Genomic DNA, 18,415 nt, shown 5'->3' on the forward strand with positions numbered 1-18,415 from the left:
TCTAATTATTTTATCTCTTCAATGAAAAATGACCTCTTAAAACAGGTTTTGTATTGTCTATTTTTAAGGCGTACCAATAATCTGAAGCTGGTAAAGGAGTTTTTTCAAAAGTACCGTCCCAGCTCATTTTAGAAGCATTTAATTGTGCAATTAATTTTCCGTAACGATCAAAAATGGTGACTTCTGCCTGAGGATAATTTTCCATACCTGTAACTTCCCATAAGTCATTATATGAATCATTGTTAGGAGTAAAAAATGCAGGAAAAACAAGTACAACAAAAGTTTGGGTAGTTTCTCCACAACCACTTTTTTCTCTCGCATAAGCAGTTCGTAAACCACCCGGAACATCATAAAAAACATTAGAATCCTGATAATTTGTTCCGTCTACAGAATATTCAAAATAATCAGCCTCTTTTTTAAGGTAAATTACAGCCCTTGTTCCGTTTACATCAATCCTGTCAATCTGCGGAACCTGATGTTCATCAACCTTAATTGTTTTTCGGCTCGTGCAATTTTCCGGAGCAGGGCTCGTAACATCTACAGTGTACGTGCCGCCAGCAGCAACATCAATAGTTGGACTTGTAGCGCCTGTATTCCATAAATAAGTCATTCCTGAAATTCCTGCATCCAGCGTTATTTTTTGAAATTGGCACAGAATCAAGGTTTCATCTGTAACCGCAGGAGGTGTATAAATCACAATATTTACAGGAGTACGATTAGTATTGACACAGCCATTGTTTGATGCTTCGGCATAGTAAGTTGTATTAGTAGAAATTGCCGGCGTAGTAAAACTATTTCCTGTATAAACGCTTGTTCCGCCTGTAGCAGTTGTGTACCAATTAATATTTCCAATATTTGAACTTGCTTTAATAGTAACAGATCCTGATCCGCAATTCGTATAAGTAGCCTGATTTGCAACCGGAGTCGTTGGGGTTGTATAGACAGTTGCAGTAACTAATTTTCGATTTGACGTACAGCTTGCATCAATATAATAGTTTGTGGTAGCGTTTATTACCGGAGTGGTGTAGGTATTGCCTGTTGTAAGTAAATTTCCTCCAACAGCAGCATCATACCAGTTTATTGTTGCGCCGCTAGTGGCAGTAGCAGTAAATGTAAAAGTTCCTGAATCACAAACCGCAGCAGGATTTGCTCCGGGTGTTGCTACCGGAATAGTGATTTTGGTACTTGCCGCAATTTCTAAAGGAGCTTCTCCCGGCATTCCTCCATATTCAACAACATAACCTTTAGGCTGATAAGCATCTCCGGGAGTTAATGATCCGGTATTGGACAAATCATTCCAGGAGCCTTTTATGCCAACTCCGGGTTGTGTAATATGTGCATAATCTTCATCACCCTGATTGTTTGGTTCTCCATTATTCCAGAAAGCATAATTGGGTGTAGAGCCATTAGCGGCTCCGTTCCAGAAAACCGTTCCGGCTTCTGGTCCTGTAACCCATTTCCAGACACCTTCAGTTTCAGCATCACTCCCGCCGATCCATCCGGTTCCAGAGGCTTGTTCCCCAATTAATTTAGCTTCATCAGCAGATAAAATTGTAGCGAGATAACCTTTTAATCCATAATAAGTTCTGGCTTCAGCGGCAGCTTTTGCTGCGGTCCAGGTGATTCCAATGCTTGGAACAAATAAATAATAATGTTGAGTAGAAGGCAGATAATTGGCCTGACCTATGGTAATCGAAAAAGTTTTGGTGCCAGAAGCTGTAGCCGAAGAATTAGAAAATACGACATCTTTTATGGCAGCTTCCAGATCAGCATACAAAACATCTGCTCCGGTCGGATTGTATAATTTTAGTTTACCTGCGGTTGCATCCCAGCTTGTGGTAATTGAGGGATGAGCCGCTGCATTTGAAAGCTCTAGTTTATCTAAACCACTGGAATAACCTGAGGAAATCTGAATATAACCAGCTTCGGTTCCCGGTTCAAGAGGATCATGTGTAATGGTAATAGTATTTACAATATTGATAACATTTTGAGGGCAATATAATTGATCTCCGGTTGCTTTTATTACCGGAGGAAGAGTTGTACTTGCATTACATTTATTAGAATATATAGTAGCAACATCTTTATTAGATGACCAGTTAGAGTCAGAGTACGCTTTGTTGTCAACTTGTATACAACTAAGTTTCGAATTCGATTTCAAATCTAATTGTGAGATATTGGTGTTGGCTCCATTTTTTAAATTCAAACTCGTTAATTGATTATTGTTGCAATAAAAAACTGCTAAAACCGTATTTTTAGAAACATCTAAATCTTCTAACTGATTATTGTTGACCATAATATGAGTCAAAGCAATGTTTTTTGACAAATCGATATCAGCTAGCTTATTATTGTTGCAATGAATGACTACTAAAGCAGAATTTTTAGAAACATCAAGATTTGTTAATTGATTATTATCGATAGTAAAACTTTGTAAAATGGTATTTTGAGTAATGTCCAGAGTTGATAATTGATTAGCATCACAATATAATCCATTCAGATACTTGTTTTTAGTAACATCTAAACCTGTTAGTTTATTGGTTCCGCAAGACAGCATCTTTAAGTTTAGGTTTTTAGTGAGGTCTAAACTCGATATTTGATTGTTTTCACAATTTAAATGATTTAAACTAACATTTTTAGAGGTGTCTAAGCCGGAAAGTTTATTTGAACTGCAATTTAAATCGTTGATTGTATTGTTTTTAGAAATGTCTAAAGTGGCTAATTGATTTCCGGAGCAGGACAAGCTGGTTAGAAGTAGATTATTAGAAATGTCTAAATCCAATAATAAGTTATTGTCTAAATTTAAGAAATTTAAAGAGATATTTTTACTTAAATCGATAGTTGTTAGCTTGTTGTTTTTAGAAGAAAAAAACGTTAAAGCTGTATTTTTAGAAATAGTAATACTGGTAAGTTTGTTATTATCAATGAATATTGTTTTTAAATAAATATTCTTTGAAAGATCAAGTTGTACTAAATCATTAAAACTACAAATTAAAGAAGTAAGGTATAAATTGTTAGAGAGGTCTAAAGTGCTGATGTGGTTTCTTTTGACCGGATCATTATTGATAGCTCCAATGTTTAATTGCTCTAGTTTTAGAAAAGCTTCAATCCCGGTTAAATCTGAAATTTCTCTGGATGAAATGTCTAATGCGATTACATCTTTTATTTGTGCAGTTGAAACTTTGCCATCAATAGCCCCACTATCGATTCCTAAATCAATTAAAGCTTTTTCAAAGTTTGGATCAGGAATTGGTGTAAATTGGGCATAACCTAAAAAACCAACTAAAAATAAAAATAAAGTAATTCTGTTTTTCATAAGCATCTATTTCTAATTCTCTTTCGTAAATGTACTTAAGAGAATTGTAAAATAAATGTTGCTAATTAGTTATTTTGTTTGAAAAAGTATTACTTTTTGTAGATTATAAATTCCAATGCATTTTTTTAAACAAATCCCAAACTACAATTCCGGCACTCACAGAAATGTTTAGAGAATGTTTTGTTCCCAGTTGAGGGATCTCAATACAACCATTACAAATGGCAACCGCTTCCTGAGAAACGCCATAGACTTCATTGCCAAAAATAAGAGCATATTTCTGGTTTGGTTCTACTTTAAAATCCTGAAGAAAAACAGCACTTTCGACTTGTTCAATAGCCATGGTCAGTACGTTTTCTTTTTTAAGATTTTCAATAACTTCCAATACATTTTCATGATGTTCCCAGGTTACAGTTTCTGTTGCACCAAGAGCTGTTTTGTGAATTTCTTTATTGGGCGGTGTTGCTGTAATACCGCATAAAATTATTTTTTCTATCAAAAAAGCATCTGCTGTTCTAAAAACAGAGCCAATATTGTGTAAACTGCGAATGTCATCCAAAACTAAAATTAGAGGAGTTTTGTCTGATTTTTTAAAATCTTCAATCGATTTTCTGTCTAGTTCACTATTTTCAAGTTTTCTCATATAAGTTGCATTCAGGTCATAAAAAAAGCTTCCAAAGATAAGGAAGCTTTTTCTATTATTTTATTTTGTTTTTCAGATTAGCTTTTAACCGGATCTGGTAAAACAGTACCTTTAATGGTAAGTACTTTTGTTGGTTGTCCTTCTGCGTTAGAAGTAACAGTTACAGTTTTTGTAAAAGCACCAACTCTGTCAGTAGCATATTTTACACCAATAATACCTTTAGCACCAGGAGCGATTGGCTCTTTTGGAGTTGTTGGTACAGTACAACCACAAGATCCTTGTGTGTTAGTAATGATTAATGGTTTTGTTCCGTTATTTACAAAAACAAATTCACGTTTTCCATCAGCATTGTGAGCGATAGTACCGTAATCAATAGTTTCTGTTTCAAAAGCCATTCCGGCTCCTTCAACTTTAGCAACTTTAGCTGTTACTTTTTTAGCCTGGGCGTTAGAAGCAGTAATTCCAACTACAGCTAACATAGCGAATAAAATTATTTTTTTCATCTTCGAATCTTTATTTTAATTTATGAACAAATCTATATAAAATTCTTATATCTCAACATAAAAATTTCTTAAAATATTTTAATTTTTGAAGGCCTTCGATATGCCGCCAAAATATTATAAATTCGCTGTCTTAATTTTTCATTTAAAATACAATAATTTGGCAGCTAAAGAAAAAGTGGTGAAAGAAACACCCTTAATGAAACAGTACAACGAGATCAAGAGAAAATATCCTGATGCATGTCTGCTTTTCAGAGTAGGAGATTTTTATGAAACCTTTGGAGAAGACGCCATTAGAGCTTCTAAAATTCTGGGAATTACCTTAACTAAGAGAGGTGCGGGATCTGATACCGAAACAGCTTTAGCAGGGTTTCCACATCATTCTGTCAATACGTATTTGCCAAAATTGGTTAAAGCAGGACTTCGTGTGGCAATTTGTGATCAGCTTGAAGATCCAAAAATGACCAAAACAATTGTAAAGCGTGGAGTTACAGAACTTGTAACGCCGGGAGTTTCTTTAAATGATGAGGTTTTACAATCTAAAACAAACAACTTTTTAGCATCTGTTTATTTTACCAGTAAGAGTATCGGAATTTCATTTTTGGATGTTTCGACTGGAGAGTTTTTAACGGCTCAGGGAAATGCAGAATATATAGATAAATTATTGCAGAATTTTAATCCAAGTGAAGTTCTGGTTCCAAAACATAATAAAGGAGATTTTAAAGCTGCTTTTGGAGAAGATTTTCATAGTTTTTATTTAGAAGACTGGATTTATAAAGAAGATTATGCTTTGGAAACCTTGACCAAGCATTTTCAAACCAATTCGTTAAAAGGATTTGGAATTGAGGAGTTAAAAGAAGGTATTATTGCTTCCGGAGCTATTTTGTATTATTTATCAGAAACACAACATAATCGTGTTCAGCATATCACCGCAATTCAGCGTATTGCCGAAGATGCGTATGTCTGGATGGATCGTTTTACAATTAGGAACCTGGAATTATATCATAGTTATAATCCAAATGCAGTCACACTTTTAGATGTTATAGACAGAACGCTTTCGCCAATGGGTGGACGTTTGCTTAAACGATGGCTGGCATTGCCTTTAAAAGACGGTAATAAAATAAAACAACGACACGATGTAGTTTCGTATTTAAAATCAAATACAGAAGTTTTACAGAGTATTCAATATCAAATCAAGCAAATTTCAGATTTAGAACGTTTGATTTCTAAAATCGCAGCCGGGAAAGTTTCACCGCGCGAAATCGTATATTTAAAAGAATCTCTGGATGCTATTATTCCAATAAAAAACCTGGCACTCGAAAGTCCGCAGGAAGCAGTAAAAATTATTGGAGATAGTTTGCATGGCTGCGATTTATTAAGAGAAAAAATCAAAACAACCTTAAATCAGGATGCTCCTGTTGCTATTGCAAAAGGAAATGCTATTGCAAAAGGAATTAGTGAAGAACTGGATGATTTAAGGGCTATTTCTACATCAGGAAAAGAATACCTGGAAGGAATTGAAAAAAGAGAATCCGAAAGAACCGGAATTTCTTCTTTAAAAATCTCATTCAATAATGTTTTTGGTTACTATATCGAAGTTAGAAATACACATAAAGATAAAGTACCTGCAGAATGGATTCGTAAGCAAACGCTTGTAAGTGCGGAACGTTATATTACAGAAGAATTAAAAGAATACGAAACCAAAATTTTAGGTGCCGAAGAAAAAATTCATAAAATTGAATCAGAGCTTTTCGAGCAATTAATTGCCTGGATTGCAACCTATATCAAGCCGGTTCAGATGAATGCCAATTTAGTGGCACAACTGGATTGTTTATGCTCTTTTACTCAATTGGCTATAGAGAACCAATATGTATGCCCTGTAATTGATGAAACCTTTGAGCTGGAGATTAAAAACGGAAGACATCCTGTAATCGAAAAACAATTGCCGGTTGGAACTCCTTATATTGCAAATGATGTTTATCTGGACAGAGATACGCAACAGATTATCATGATTACCGGTCCTAACATGTCTGGTAAGTCTGCTATTTTAAGACAAACGGCTCTGATTGTGCTATTGGCTCAAATGGGAAGTTTTGTTCCGGCAGACAGTGTTAGAATGGGAATTATAGATAAAATATTTACCAGAGTAGGAGCGTCGGATAATATTTCGATGGGAGAGTCTACGTTTATGGTAGAAATGAATGAAACAGCCTCTATTCTGAATAATATTTCAGATCGCAGTTTAGTGCTTTTGGATGAGATTGGTAGAGGAACGAGTACGTATGACGGAATTTCGATAGCGTGGGCTATTGCTGAATTTTTGCACGAACATCCGGGAAGAGCTAAAACTTTGTTCGCAACGCATTATCATGAACTGAATGAAATGACAGAATCACTTCCTAGGATTCAAAACTACAATGTTGCGGTAAAAGAGTTAAAAGATACTGTTCTTTTTGTTAGAAAGCTTGTAAAAGGCGGAAGTGCACATAGTTTTGGAATTCACGTGGCAAAAATGGCGGGAATGCCTCAAATCGTGATCTTAAAAGCGCAAAAGCTGTTGAAGAAATTAGAGAAAAATCATTCCAGTGATGCTTTAAATGGTATTAAAGAGGCGAGTGATGAAATGCAAATGAGTTTCTTTAATTTGGATGATCCTTTGCTGGAAGAAATAAAAGAAGAGATCATGAGTCTTGATATAAATGCAATAACTCCTGTCGAAGCACTGATGAAACTTAATGAGATTAAAAGGATGTTGGTGAAGAAATAAAATTTCATATTTAAGGTTTAGGTTATCAGAATGTTATGAAATAAGTCGATTTTTTTTTCGAAAAACGCTTGTGTAATTGAATAAATGTCCTAAATTTGCACTCGCAATACAGAACAAATCAGGTGTTGTAGTTCTTAACTAGAATTTGAAATGCGAAAATAGCTCAGTTGGTAGAGCGCGACCTTGCCAAGGTCGAGGTCGCGGGTTCGAGCCCCGTTTTTCGCTCGAAACCATACAATGCTCGGATGGTGAAATTGGTAGACACGCTGGACTTAAAATCCAGTGAACAGCAATGTTCGTGCGGGTTCAAGTCCCGCTCTGAGTACTAAAGCCTCTTCTTTTGAAGAGGCTTTTTTTATTGTGTAAACTCAATGGTTTGAAATTAATTTGTAAAGAATTGATTTTAAAAGAATCTGGGATTTTGAAAATCTAAAATCAGCAATCAATAATCTAAAATTTAAAATAAAAATATGGGTGCTTTTGTAATTAGCAAGCGGTTTAATGATGAGTATAAGTTTGTGTTTACATCGAGAAAAGGGAAGGTTATTTTTACGAGTTTAAGTTATGAGCTGAGGTTTGAGTGTGAAGAAGATATTGAGAAATTTAAAAAGACAATTGAACTTGCCAGGTTTTTGAAATTTAAAGGTTCTGGAGGGAAGTATTTTTTTAAATTGATGCTTGGTGATGTTCATTTTGCAACAAGTCGAAAATACACTACAGAATTGCTTCTTCAGAAGGGGATTAAAGAGATTGTGACTTATGCTTCAAGATCGGAGATTTTGGACTTCTCGTCGAGTGAATCAATTTTTGATGATGAAGTGGTTTTGGAGGAAGAAGAGGTGGATTGATTTGGGGTTTTGGCTTGTGGTAATAAAAAAAAGAGTTCACTGTGAGTGAGCTCTTTTTTTATTGTGAATACCTGAATTTTAAAATTTAGGTATAAAAAAACCATCTCAAGGATGGTTTTAAAAATTTTAGAACTTAGGTTCTAATTATTTTTTTACTTCTTTAGCAGCATCTTCTACTTTTGCAGCAGCAGAGTCAACTTTAGCAGCAGCAGAATCAACAGTTGCAGCAGCAGAATCAACTACAGTAGCAGCAGAATCAACAGCAACAGCAGTAGAATCTACAGTTTCAGTAGCTGCAGCGTCAGCTTTTTTACAAGATACAACAGTTAAAACAGCAACAACAGCTAAACTTAAAAATACTTTTTTCATCTTACTTTATTATAAAAGGTTAATTATTAATTCGTGGCAAAGATATAAATTTTTTAATATGTAAAATATTTTTTCACTTTTTTTTTAAAATATTTTCCTTGCTCACGATTATCTTATTTATCAAAGAATATGCCAAATTACTAAATAAATGTTATATTGTTTTATTTTTTGTGTAAATTATTTTTTGTTGAATATTCAGCAAGAGAATTGTGTGTTTTGTTTTATTCGTTACAGTTTGTTTTGTTTTTGAATGCTTATTTAACAAACTGATAAACTTAAAGTTGGTTGTTTTTAGCTTTTTTGGAACTGATAACGTCATTAAAAGACTCTTGTTGGTCGAAGTTTGTTAGATGATATTCATAATGGTATCAGTTGCACCTTTGTTATTCTGTATATAAGATTTACAAATCTGACTTTTTTCTTCCAGAAAATTCTTGTCTGTAAGTAAATGGTCAAAATTTTGCTTCAAATCACCGCTATGAGAAATTACAATACACCCTCCTAATTGAACTAATTGTGTTGCTTCTGCAAAATTCGAATAATTTGGACCAATTACAATCGGAACTCCAAATGTAGCCGGTTCAAGAATATTATGAATTCCGGGATTTCCAAATCCGCCACCTACATAAGCAATCGTTCCGTAGCTGTATATTTTAGTTAAAAGGCCAATAGTGTCAATTATAAAAACATTATAATTAGATACATCTTTGTTTTCTTTTTCAGAGAACAAAACGGTTGGTTTTGTAATTTGTGTTTTAAGACTGGCTATTTGGTCTGGTTTGATGTTGTGTGGTGCAATAATAAATTTCACATTTTCATCTGCCTGGTTTATATATTCGGCAATTAAAATTTCATCTTTGGGCCATGAACTTCCAACGACAATAGTTTGTTGGTTGTTTTTGAATTTTTCAATAAAATCTAAAGTGTTATCTCTCTCCAGAATAGCATTCACACGATCAAAGCGGGTATCACCGGAAACGATCACATTTTGAAATCCTATTGCTTCAATTTTTTGTTTTGAACTTTCATTTTGTACAAAGAAATAAGTAAAAGCTTTTAATGCTCTTCTGTAAAAACCTCCATACCATTTAAAAAACATTTGGTTGTCTCTGAAAATTCCTGAAATTAAATAAGTTGGAGTTTTGCTTTTTTCTAATTCCTTTAAGTAATTCAGCCAAAATTCATATTTGATAAAAAAAGCCAATTCTGGATGAATCAGTTTTAAAAATCTTTTGGCGTTGCTTTTTGTGTCTAAAGGCAGGTAAACTGTAACATCTGCAACGGTGTTGTTTTTTCGGACTTCATATCCTGAAGGAGAAAAAAAGGTAACAATAATTTTGTGTGAAGGATATTTTTCTTTGATTTTTTCAATTACAGGAAGTCCCTGTTCGTATTCGCCTAAAGATGCAGAGTGAAACCAAATGGTTTTGTCTTCTGGTTTTATTTTTTCTTCTAAAATGGTAAAAACATTTTTTCGGCCTTCGACGAAAAGCTTAATTTTCGGACTAAATAAGGCTATAATTTTAAGAAAAAATCCTGCGATGTAAATGGCTGCATTATATAAAAAAAGCATGTGTAATTTTTTGTGGCTAAATTACATTTCTTTCGACTATTTTCATTGGTTTGAAGGTATTAAATAACTATTTTTGTTGCTTCTTTTAGAGATTCTGTTTAAAAATCAGGTCTTTTTTTAAATAAATATTCAAAATGAAAAAAATACAAATGGTTGACTTAAAAAGTCAATACGAAAAAATAAAAACTACTGTTGATGCTTCAATTCAAGAAGTTTTAGATACTAATACTTATATAAACGGACCTTTGGTTCATCAATTTCAAAAAAATCTTGAAGATTACTTAGGAGCAAAACACGTAATTCCGTGTGCAAATGGAACTGATGCGCTTCAGATTGCTATGATGGGATTGGATTTAAAACCAGGCGACGAAGTTATTACTGCCGATTTTACTTTTGCAGCTACTGTTGAGGTTATTGCATTATTGCAACTAACTCCGGTTTTGGTTGATGTTGATATGATAAATATGAATATCGATATCGAGGCTGTTAAAAAAGCAATCACACCTAAAACAAAAGCAATTGTTCCGGTACACTTATTTGGACGTGCTGCGAATATGGATGCGATTATGGAAATTGCAACCGAGCATAACTTATACGTAATCGAAGATAATGCACAGGCTATTGGTGCAGATTATGTTTCGAAATCCGGTGCAAAAACTAAAGTTGGTACAATTGGTCATGTTGCAGCAACTTCATTTTTCCCATCTAAAAACCTAGGTTGTTATGGAGATGGAGGAGCAATCTTTACAAACGATGATAAATTAGCTCACATCATCCGCGGAATCGTAAATCACGGAATGTACGAGCGTTATCATCATGATGTTGTGGGAGTAAATTCACGTTTAGATAGTATTCAGGCAGGAGTTTTAAATGCAAAATTGCCTTTGCTGGATGAATATAATAAAGCACGTCGTTTAGCAGCAACAAAGTACAACGCAGCTTTTGCCGGAAATGCACATATTATTACACCTGATTTTGATACAAACGAAAATGATCACGTTTTTCATCAATATGTATTGAGAATTATCGATGCTGATAGAAATGCTTTGATGCAGCATTTGTTGGATAAAGCGATTCCATGTGCAATTTATTATCCGATTCCGTTGCATTCTCAAAAAGCATATTTAGATCCTCGTTATAAAGAAGAGCAATTTCCTGTTACCAATCAATTAGTACAGGAAGTAATTGCTTTGCCAATGCATACTGAGCTTGACGACGAACAAATTAAATTTATTACAGATTCTGTGTTAGAATTTTTGAATAAATAAAAAAAGCTTAAACTAAACAATACAACAAAAAAACAACCACAAAAAATGAAAGTATTAGTAACAGGAGGATTAGGATTTATTGGTTCTCACACTGTAGCCGAATTGCAAAATGAAGGCTTTGAAGTGGTGATAATTGATAATCTTTCCAATTCTTCAGAAGATGTTTTAAAAGGAATTACAGCCATTACAGGAAAAACACCTTTATTTGAAAAAATTGATTTAAGAGAAAAAAGTGTCGTTCAGGACTTCTTTAAAAAACATACTGATGTTACTGGGGTGATTCATTTTGCTGCTTCAAAAGCGGTTGGCGAAAGTGTCGAAAATCCGTTGTTGTATTATGAAAACAACATCAGTACTTTAGTTTATTTGTTGCAGGAATTACAGCAAAAACCTGAGGCTAGTTTTATTTTTAGTTCGTCTTGTACAGTTTACGGTCAAGCCGAAAAAATGCCAATTACAGAAGATGCTCCGGTTCAAACGGCAATGTCTCCTTATGGAAATACAAAGCAGATAGGGGAAGAGATCATTACTGATACCGCTAAAGTAACCAGTATTAATGCTATTTTATTACGTTATTTTAATCCGGTTGGGGCACATTCTTCAAATGAAATTGGCGAATTGCCATTGGGAGTTCCTCAAAATTTGGTTCCTTTTATTACACAAACCGGAGTAGGATTGCGTAAGGAATTATCAGTTTTTGGAGATGATTACCCAACACCAGACGGAACAGCAATTCGTGATTATATTCATGTTGTCGATTTAGCGAAAGCACACGTAATTGCGTTACAGCGTTTGTTGAATAAAAAGAATTTAGCAAAAGTAGAAACTTTCAATTTAGGAACAGGTAAAGGAAGTTCTGTTTTGGAAGTAATTAATAGTTTCGAAAAAGTAAGCGAGAAAAAATTACCATACGTAATTAAGCCTCGTCGTGAAGGTGATATTACAGAAGCTTATGCAAATACAGATAAGGCAAATAATGTCTTAGGATGGAAGGCTGAATTAAGTTTAGACGAAGCAATGGCAAGCGCCTGGAAATGGGAACAAAAAGTGAGGAATAAATAGTTTTTTAAATAAAATTATAAATTTTGAGATCCCAAATTATAGTAGTATAGTTTGGGATTTTTTTAGCGTATTAATTATCATGAAACAAAGTTTAGATTATAAATTAATATTTGCCTTAGCGGCTGTTGGAATTATTTGGGGAACTACCTTTTTGGGAATTCGTGTTGCGGTTGAGACTATTCCGCCCTGGTTTGTAACTTCAATTCGTCAGGGACTGGCGGGATTGGTTATGATGATTATTTTATTGTTCAAAAAAGAATTAAAATGGATTGGGTGGGAGAATTTAAAATACCAGCTTGTTCCTTCTATTTTGATGATTGTAATTGCAAATGGTTTTACAACTGTTGCTGAGCAGACTGTACCAAGCGGACTGGCTTCGGTAATCAGTGCTATGTCTCCTATACTTATTTTTTTGGGCAGTATTTTGTTTAAATTACAAAAACCAAGTTTAAAAGGGTTTATTGGAGTTATAATAGGATTTTCGGGAGTCGTTTTTATATTTAAAGACGGACTAGGATCTTTTTTAGATGCCGATTACAGAATCGGAATGATGTTTATGGGATTTGCGATTACGGCTTGGGCTGGTGGAACAATTTATACCAAACTTCATGGGAATAAATCTAAAAATATCGTTCTTAATTTATTTTACCAGTTTACCATGGCTTCGTGCATTCAGATTGTTTTGGCATTTATTTTTTCGCCTACTATTGATGTAAATTTATGGAGTTCTAAAAGTATTTTAGCAGCATTATATTTGTCGATTTTTGGATCTGTAATTGCTTTTTTTAGCTATAATTATGCTTTGAAACACGTTACGCCGGTTCAGGTTTCTATTTTAGCGTATATCAACACCGTAATTGCGGTATTTTTTGGCTGGCTGATTTTGGATGAAAAAATTACCATTGATTTTATAATTGCAACAATCTTGATCATTTTGGGAGTTTTTATTATTAATTACAAAAAGAAGGAAAAGAAAATTTTATAAATTTTGATTCATTTTATTTTGTAAATTTGTAAGATTAAAATGTAGGAATAATGAGTTTGGATAAAGAAAATAAAAAAAACAAGGTTGAAGAGCCAAGAGTAGAATATGAAGTTCAAAAACCAAAATTTAAAGGTATAGATCGTGAAACTTTTGATTTTGATACAGAATTTGCAAAAGGATTAACCCTTGAGGAAGCAAAAGCTGAAGCAAAAAGAAGAATTAGGGAATGGTGGGGGAAGTAGAGGTTGTTTTTACGCCATTAGTAATTAGTTGTCTTGATGATTTGGTTTTAATTTTATATAAAAAAGAATACTTCGGTTTTATAGAATCAGCTGAAGAATATGTCGATGCTATTTATGATGCTGTTCCAGAAAGAATAAAAAAAATTCCTCATAAAAAAACTCCAAAATCTCTTAAGTACTTAGGTTCAGAATATGTTTTTTATAAAACCAATGCTAGAACTACTTGGTATATCTTTTTTGAGAAAAGAAATCAAAATTATCTGATTACGGGTATTTTAAATAATCACAATGAAGAAGTAAAAGAGTTATAAAAGTAAAATCCTCATAAACAATCTGTTCATGAGGATTTTTTTATGTGTATAGTTTTTAACTGAAAACTGTGAATACTAATTAAGCATTCGCAGTAACCGCTTCTTTGTCAATTTTATTAATCAAACCAGCTAACACTTTTCCTGGACCAACTTCAGTAAACAAAGTAGCGCCGTCAGCGATCATTTGTTGTACAGATTGCGTCCATTTTACAGGAGCAGTCAATTGAATGATTAAATTCTTTTTGATTTCATTAGCATCAGAAACCGCATTTGCTGTTACGTTTTGGTAAACCGGACAAATAGGAGTAGAGAATGTAGTTGCTTCGATTGCTGCAGCCAATTCTTCTCTTGCAGGTTCCATCATTGGCGAGTGAAATGCACCTCCAACAGGTAAAATTAAAGCACGTTTTGCTCCTGCAGCTTTCATAGCTTCGCAAGCTTTTTCAACTGCTGAAGTTTCTCCAGAAATTACCAATTGTCCAGGACAGTTGTAATTTGCTGCAACAACGATTCCGTCAATAGAAGCGCAAACTTCTTCCACAATATTGTCAGCTAAACCTAAAACAGCAGCCATTGTAGACGGCGTGATTTCGCATGCTTTTTGCATTGCCAAAGCACGTTGAGAAACTAATTTTAAACCATCTTCAAAAGATAAAGTTCCGTTAGCAACCAAGGCAGAGAATTCACCTAAAGAATGTCCTGCAACCATTTCTGGTTTAAAATCATCGCCCAAAGTTTTAGCTAAAATAACCGAGTGTAAAAATACTGCAGGCTGTGTAACTTTAGTTTCTTTTAGTTTTTCGGCAGTACCTTCAAACATGATATCTGTAATTCTAAAGCCTAGAATTTCATTGGCTTTTTCGAATAATTCTTTGGCTAAAGCCGAGTTTTCATATAAGTCTTTGCCCATTCCTGTAAACTGTGCGCCCTGACCTGGAAATACGTATGCTTTCATTTGTCTAATTTGTTTTTTATTTTTTTTGGAATTGAAAATTAGCTTCAATTGAAAGGCAAAAATAGTATTTTTTTATTTCGTATAATCCTTAAACATGTAAATCCATGCTAATCTTGAAAATCTAAGATTGAAAGAGGTAAGCAGAGTAATGACAACAGCAATGATTGGAATAATCCTTAAATCGAAATTTTTCTCAAAGAAAAACTGAGCAATACAATAGGTTGTAATTCCCTGAGCAACTGTTAATCCGTAGTTTACATACATGGCTCCAAAGAAATAACCAGGTTCTTTTTGAAACTTGTAATTGCAGTGACTGCAGTATTCATTCATTTTTGGAAGACCAAAAGTCAAAAAAATATTTTTGTCTGTAAATACTTTTCCTTTATGACAAATAGGACATTCATTGCTTAAAATATGAGTTAATGCACTTGACATGATCTTGTTGTTTTTTATTTATACAAAGGTAATTCAGCATTGCATAAAAGTCTTTTTAGTATCTTCGCTACTTATAGCACAATAAAGACATATTTTATGAAATTGCCCTATTCTGTTGATCTTATCGAAGAGAAATGTGATCAGGTGATTCTCATATATGACCAATAAAAAATAAATTCTACATATATGAAAAAATACCCAATTTATAGTGTTCAGAATTTTAGCTGTAATGATATTCATCGTGATTTTTACGTCAATACTTTTACGGAGCATCTAAAAAATCACAGTTTTGTCGAAGAACCACATCGTCATGATTCCTATTTAATGGTGTTTTTTACGAAAGGTTCAGGACAACATGAAGTCGATTTTGATCAGTTTGAAATTAAAAGAGGAAGTTTGTTTGTGCTGCAGCCCGGGCAAATGCATCATTGGAGTTTATCTGAAGATGTCAAAGGTTTTGTAATTATCTTTTCGCAGGAGTTATATAATTTGTATTTCGGACAAAAAAATATCAACGAGTATAATTTTTATCATTCTATTCATAATCGGCCGGAAATGGTTTTTGAGGAAAAAGAAATCTCTAAAATTCTGCCTTATTTTGATTTACTGATTCAGGAAAACAATCAAAATAATCGATATCAGCTGGATAAAATGCTAAATTTATTAGATTCAATTCATATCGAAATTGCCCGTAAGTACAGCGAAACCTATTCGCATCAAACGCATTCGTACAACATTAAAATCAACAAGTTTGAATCGCTTTTAGAAGAATATTTCAGGACCGAAAAACTGCCGTCATTTTACGCAGAAAAGCTAAACATTACGTTGAAGCATTTAAACAGAATCTGCAATGAAATTCTACAAAAAACCGCCACAGAAGTTATCACAGACCGTGTAATCCTCGAAATCAAAAGAATGTTGATCGATAAACAATTAGCTGTAAACGAAGTAGCATTTAAAGTAGGTTACGAAGATTACTCGTATTTCTCCCGATTCTTTAAAAAACAAACGGGATTATCGCCAACAGAATTTCGAAATGCAAAGTAAAAAAAGGGCTTCGACTCCGCTCAGCCTGACAATCGTATACTTAGAGATTTAGTATGTCAGGCTGAGCGGAGTCGAAGCCCCGTTCCTAAAAGCAAAAAAAAAGCCTGCACTCCTGAGAAAAGGTGCAGGCTTCTTAACCAACCAAATTAAAACCTAATATAAGTATTAAGCTTGTTTTACAAATTGCAATTCAATGTTTAATTTTACTTCTTCTCCAACTAAAACACCGCCAGTTTCAAGAGCTGAGTTCCAGTTTAACCCCCAATCTTTACGATTAATTTTTCCTTCTATGCTTAAACCTACTTTTGTATTTCCCCAAGGATCAGTCATGGTTCCGCTAAATTCTACAGGGAATTTTACAGTTTTAGAAATGCCTTTAATATCTAAATCACCAGTTAATTCATATTCTCCATCATTTACTTTTTTGAAAGATGAAGCTTTGAAAGACAATTTTGGATGATTTTCAGCATCAAAAAAATCTCCGCTTCTTAAATGTCCGTCTCTGTCTGCGTTTGCAGTGTCGATAGAAGCTACATCTCCTGAAAATTCGATAGCTGCATTTTCGAAGTTGTCTCCGTCTGTAGTAATTGTAGCGTCATAAGTTCCAAATTTTCCTGAAACATTTGTAAACATCATGTGTTTTACTTTAAAACCAATTTCTGAATGTGTTGGGTCAATTGACCATTTTGTAGTTGCCATAATTTTTATTTTTAAATAATTAATTTCATTTTGATAGGACAAAGTTACGTTGACAGTTGTCCTGAAGCACTTAACCTAGATTAAGAAATGAAAAATGTGATAACTTTTTGATTATCACATTTTTTTGTTGTTTTTATTTTGTCACCCTGAGTGAAGTCTAAGGGTTATTTTTTAGCGTTCATATAAAATGTCAATGCTCCTGAAGGACATTTATTAACAGTCGAAATTATCTTTTCAGTTGTGGATTTTTCCGGAGTAATCCACGGTTTTTCTTTTGGACGAAAAACATCCGGATTATTTTTTACACAATTGGCAGAATGTATGCATTTTCCGGATTGCCAAACAATCGTTACTTCGCCGTTTGTATATTCTTTAGTAAGGTTATTTGGATTCATGATTGAAAATTTTAAATGGTTAGTTTTGAGTGAATTAAAAACCTATTTTCATTATAAAAATACGTTTTCTTTTTGAGTTTTGATAAAATTTGGGCAAAAAAGAAACGATAATAAGCTGAAAACCAGCTTAAATATCGTTTCAGGAAAAAATATTAATTGTAATCTTTGAATTAATAGTTCATCGGAATGTCCATCAATAAAAATTCAGCATCTGTGTTTGCTTTAATGTTTAAAGTGTCAGTTCCTGAAATTCCAACCGCATCACGAGTGTTTAATTCCTGACCGTTGATGGTTACATTTCCTTTTAAAACGAAAGCATAAACTCCGTTTCCTTCTTTTTTAATTTTGTATTCAGTAGTTACGCCAGAATCGAAATTTCCCATTTGAAACCAAGCATCTTGGTGAATCCAAACTCCTTCGTCATCAGCATTTGGAGATAAAACCTGTGCCAGTTTATTATGTCTGTCAGCAACATTTAAAGTAATTTGCTGGTAACGAGGTTCTACATTTCTTTTGTTGGGAAACAACCAGATTTGCAACAATTTAGTTTGCTGATCAGCATTTGGGTTAAACTCACTATGCTGAACACCAGTTCCTGCACTCATCACCTGAATATCACCATGTTTAATGATTTCAGTATTCCCCATACTGTCTTTATGTGCTAAATCTCCTTCAAGAGGAATCGTAATGATTTCCATGTTATCGTGAGGATGTGTTCCAAAACCCATTCCGCCTGCAATTGTATCATCGTTTAAAACACGAAGCGCTCCAAACTGAATTCTATCCGGATTGTACCAGCTCGCAAAACTAAAGCTATGATAAGCGTTTAACCATCCGTGATTTGCGTTTCCTCTTGTTTCTGCTTTGTGCAATACTATATTTTCCATGATGTTATATGTTTTGTTATTTTTATAGTACAAAGATACCGCCAAGGTCAAAGAAAAGCACTTAATGTAGATTAAGTTCTTTAAGGCACTGAGTTTTGAGATTCTAAGGGGCTAAGGGGCTA

General features: G+C 33.8%; 18 protein-coding genes and 2 tRNA genes. 10 read left to right on the forward strand and 10 right to left on the reverse strand.

The window, feature by feature from the left end; genetic code table 11:
- Positions 1-10: 10 nt before the first annotated feature.
- The 3 genes from A4F88_RS18210 to A4F88_RS18220 all read right to left on the reverse strand — a co-directional run bounded on the left by A4F88_RS18210 (position 11) and on the right by A4F88_RS18220 (position 4,453).
- The gene (locus tag A4F88_RS18210) at positions 11-3,310 is read right to left on the reverse strand and encodes an Ig-like domain-containing protein (RefSeq protein WP_245179167.1); all 3,300 of its coding nucleotides are present in this window, start codon (positions 3,308-3,310) and stop codon (positions 11-13) included.
- Between the two features lie 103 nt (positions 3,311-3,413).
- Complete coding sequence (locus tag A4F88_RS18215; protein ID WP_068844159.1) at positions 3,414-3,950, reverse strand: RNA methyltransferase; 537 nt, start codon at positions 3,948-3,950, stop codon at positions 3,414-3,416.
- Positions 3,951-4,027: 77 nt separating this feature from the next.
- Positions 4,028-4,453 (reverse strand): DUF1573 domain-containing protein, encoded by a 426-nt coding sequence (locus tag A4F88_RS18220; RefSeq protein WP_068844160.1) that lies wholly within the window; start codon positions 4,451-4,453, stop codon positions 4,028-4,030.
- A gap of 157 nt (positions 4,454-4,610) precedes the next feature.
- On the opposite strand from A4F88_RS18220, the gene mutS reads away from it, so the two are divergent.
- The 4 genes from mutS (at position 4,611) to A4F88_RS18240 (ending at position 8,065) form a co-directional block, all read left to right on the forward strand.
- Positions 4,611-7,217: a DNA mismatch repair protein MutS gene (mutS, locus tag A4F88_RS18225; RefSeq protein WP_068844384.1), complete on the forward strand. Its 2,607-nt coding sequence runs from the start codon at positions 4,611-4,613 to the stop codon at positions 7,215-7,217.
- A gap of 152 nt (positions 7,218-7,369) precedes the next feature.
- Positions 7,370-7,442: transfer RNA gene (locus A4F88_RS18230), tRNA-Gly, on the forward strand.
- A 14-nt stretch (positions 7,443-7,456) separates the two neighbouring features.
- Positions 7,457-7,542: transfer RNA gene (locus A4F88_RS18235), tRNA-Leu, on the forward strand.
- Between the two features lie 145 nt (positions 7,543-7,687).
- Positions 7,688-8,065, forward strand: coding sequence for a DUF1508 domain-containing protein (locus A4F88_RS18240; RefSeq protein WP_068844161.1), 378 nt, complete (start codon positions 7,688-7,690; stop codon positions 8,063-8,065).
- A gap of 144 nt (positions 8,066-8,209) precedes the next feature.
- Here the strand turns inward: A4F88_RS18240 and A4F88_RS18245 are convergent, their stop codons facing one another.
- Positions 8,210-8,434, reverse strand: coding sequence for a PG1828 family lipoprotein (locus A4F88_RS18245; RefSeq protein WP_012023801.1), 225 nt, complete (start codon positions 8,432-8,434; stop codon positions 8,210-8,212).
- 346 nt (positions 8,435-8,780) lie between these two features.
- Entirely contained in the window at positions 8,781-10,007 is a 1,227-nt protein-coding gene (locus A4F88_RS18250) for a 3-deoxy-D-manno-octulosonic acid transferase (protein ID WP_068844162.1), read from the reverse strand.
- Positions 10,008-10,141: 134 nt separating this feature from the next.
- On the opposite strand from A4F88_RS18250, the gene A4F88_RS18255 reads away from it, so the two are divergent.
- The 5 genes from A4F88_RS18255 (at position 10,142) to A4F88_RS18275 (ending at position 13,875) form a co-directional block, all read left to right on the forward strand.
- Positions 10,142-11,275 carry a DegT/DnrJ/EryC1/StrS family aminotransferase gene (locus A4F88_RS18255; RefSeq protein WP_068844163.1) on the forward strand — a complete coding sequence of 378 codons (1,134 nt, stop codon included), beginning with the start codon at positions 10,142-10,144 and terminating at the stop codon, positions 11,273-11,275.
- A 45-nt stretch (positions 11,276-11,320) separates the two neighbouring features.
- Positions 11,321-12,337, forward strand: a complete 1,017-nt coding sequence (gene galE / locus A4F88_RS18260) for a UDP-glucose 4-epimerase GalE (RefSeq protein ID WP_068844164.1) — start codon at positions 11,321-11,323, stop codon at positions 12,335-12,337.
- Between the two features lie 79 nt (positions 12,338-12,416).
- Entirely contained in the window at positions 12,417-13,322 is a 906-nt protein-coding gene (locus A4F88_RS18265; protein ID WP_068844165.1) for a DMT family transporter, read from the forward strand.
- 50 nt (positions 13,323-13,372) lie between these two features.
- Complete coding sequence (locus A4F88_RS18270) at positions 13,373-13,564, forward strand: hypothetical protein (protein ID WP_068844166.1); 192 nt, start codon at positions 13,373-13,375, stop codon at positions 13,562-13,564.
- A complete protein-coding gene (locus A4F88_RS18275) occupies positions 13,549-13,875 on the forward strand; it encodes a hypothetical protein (RefSeq protein WP_143155056.1) in 327 nt (108 codons plus the stop codon). Before A4F88_RS18270 ends, A4F88_RS18275 begins: the two co-directional genes overlap by 16 nt.
- Positions 13,876-13,954: 79 nt before the next feature.
- Here the strand turns inward: A4F88_RS18275 and fabD are convergent, their stop codons facing one another.
- A complete protein-coding gene (gene fabD / locus A4F88_RS18280) occupies positions 13,955-14,830 on the reverse strand; it encodes an ACP S-malonyltransferase (RefSeq protein ID WP_068844168.1) in 876 nt (291 codons plus the stop codon).
- Positions 14,831-14,902: 72 nt separating this feature from the next.
- On the reverse strand, positions 14,903-15,265 hold the full coding sequence (locus A4F88_RS18285) for a DUF983 domain-containing protein (RefSeq protein WP_068844169.1): 363 nt from the start codon (positions 15,263-15,265) through the stop codon (positions 14,903-14,905).
- 186 nt (positions 15,266-15,451) lie between these two features.
- On the opposite strand from A4F88_RS18285, the gene A4F88_RS18290 reads away from it, so the two are divergent.
- Positions 15,452-16,312 (forward strand): helix-turn-helix domain-containing protein, encoded by an 861-nt coding sequence (locus A4F88_RS18290; protein WP_068844170.1) that lies wholly within the window; start codon positions 15,452-15,454, stop codon positions 16,310-16,312.
- 165 nt (positions 16,313-16,477) lie between these two features.
- Here A4F88_RS18290 and A4F88_RS18295 read toward each other — a convergent pair whose 3' ends face one another.
- The 3 genes from A4F88_RS18295 to A4F88_RS18305 form a co-directional block, all read right to left on the reverse strand.
- Positions 16,478-17,011: a YceI family protein gene (locus A4F88_RS18295; protein WP_068844171.1), complete on the reverse strand. Its 534-nt coding sequence runs from the start codon at positions 17,009-17,011 to the stop codon at positions 16,478-16,480.
- Positions 17,012-17,175: 164 nt separating this feature from the next.
- Positions 17,176-17,406 carry a (4Fe-4S)-binding protein gene (locus A4F88_RS18300; RefSeq protein WP_068844172.1) on the reverse strand — a complete coding sequence of 77 codons (231 nt, stop codon included), beginning with the start codon at positions 17,404-17,406 and terminating at the stop codon, positions 17,176-17,178.
- Between the two features lie 170 nt (positions 17,407-17,576).
- On the reverse strand, positions 17,577-18,293 hold the full coding sequence (locus A4F88_RS18305; protein WP_068844173.1) for a pirin family protein: 717 nt from the start codon (positions 18,291-18,293) through the stop codon (positions 17,577-17,579).
- Positions 18,294-18,415 lie beyond the last annotated feature (122 nt).

Origin of the sequence: Flavobacterium chilense (assembly GCF_001602525.1) — a bacterium.
Classification (GTDB): Bacteria; Bacteroidota; Bacteroidia; order Flavobacteriales; family Flavobacteriaceae; genus Flavobacterium; species Flavobacterium chilense.

Bases quoted from the DNA above. Each gene is read 5' to 3' on its own strand.
- A4F88_RS18215 (WP_068844159.1), bottom strand. From the start codon at position 3,950: ATGAGAAAACTTGAAAATAGTGAACTAGACAGAAAATCGATTGAAGAT.
- A4F88_RS18290 (WP_068844170.1), top strand. From the start codon at position 15,452: ATGAAAAAATACCCAATTTATAGTGTTCAGAATTTTAGCTGTAATGAT.
- fabD (WP_068844168.1), bottom strand. From the start codon at position 14,830: ATGAAAGCATACGTATTTCCAGGTCAGGGCGCACAGTTTACAGGAATG.
- A4F88_RS18295 (WP_068844171.1), bottom strand. From the start codon at position 17,011: ATGGCAACTACAAAATGGTCAATTGACCCAACACATTCAGAAATTGGT.
- A4F88_RS18250 (WP_068844162.1), bottom strand. From the start codon at position 10,007: ATGCTTTTTTTATATAATGCAGCCATTTACATCGCAGGATTTTTTCTT.
- galE (WP_068844164.1), top strand. From the start codon at position 11,321: ATGAAAGTATTAGTAACAGGAGGATTAGGATTTATTGGTTCTCACACT.
- A4F88_RS18275 (WP_143155056.1), top strand. From the start codon at position 13,549: ATGGTGGGGGAAGTAGAGGTTGTTTTTACGCCATTAGTAATTAGTTGT.
- A4F88_RS18305 (WP_068844173.1), bottom strand. From the start codon at position 18,293: ATGGAAAATATAGTATTGCACAAAGCAGAAACAAGAGGAAACGCAAAT.
- A4F88_RS18240 (WP_068844161.1), top strand. From the start codon at position 7,688: ATGGGTGCTTTTGTAATTAGCAAGCGGTTTAATGATGAGTATAAGTTT.
- A4F88_RS18285 (WP_068844169.1), bottom strand. From the start codon at position 15,265: ATGTCAAGTGCATTAACTCATATTTTAAGCAATGAATGTCCTATTTGT.
- A4F88_RS18265 (WP_068844165.1), top strand. From the start codon at position 12,417: ATGAAACAAAGTTTAGATTATAAATTAATATTTGCCTTAGCGGCTGTT.
- A4F88_RS18300 (WP_068844172.1), bottom strand. From the start codon at position 17,406: ATGAATCCAAATAACCTTACTAAAGAATATACAAACGGCGAAGTAACG.
- A4F88_RS18210 (WP_245179167.1), bottom strand. From the start codon at position 3,310: ATGAAAAACAGAATTACTTTATTTTTATTTTTAGTTGGTTTTTTAGGT.
- A4F88_RS18245 (WP_012023801.1), bottom strand. From the start codon at position 8,434: ATGAAAAAAGTATTTTTAAGTTTAGCTGTTGTTGCTGTTTTAACTGTT.
- A4F88_RS18255 (WP_068844163.1), top strand. From the start codon at position 10,142: ATGAAAAAAATACAAATGGTTGACTTAAAAAGTCAATACGAAAAAATA.
- A4F88_RS18220 (WP_068844160.1), bottom strand. From the start codon at position 4,453: ATGAAAAAAATAATTTTATTCGCTATGTTAGCTGTAGTTGGAATTACT.
- A4F88_RS18270 (WP_068844166.1), top strand. From the start codon at position 13,373: ATGAGTTTGGATAAAGAAAATAAAAAAAACAAGGTTGAAGAGCCAAGA.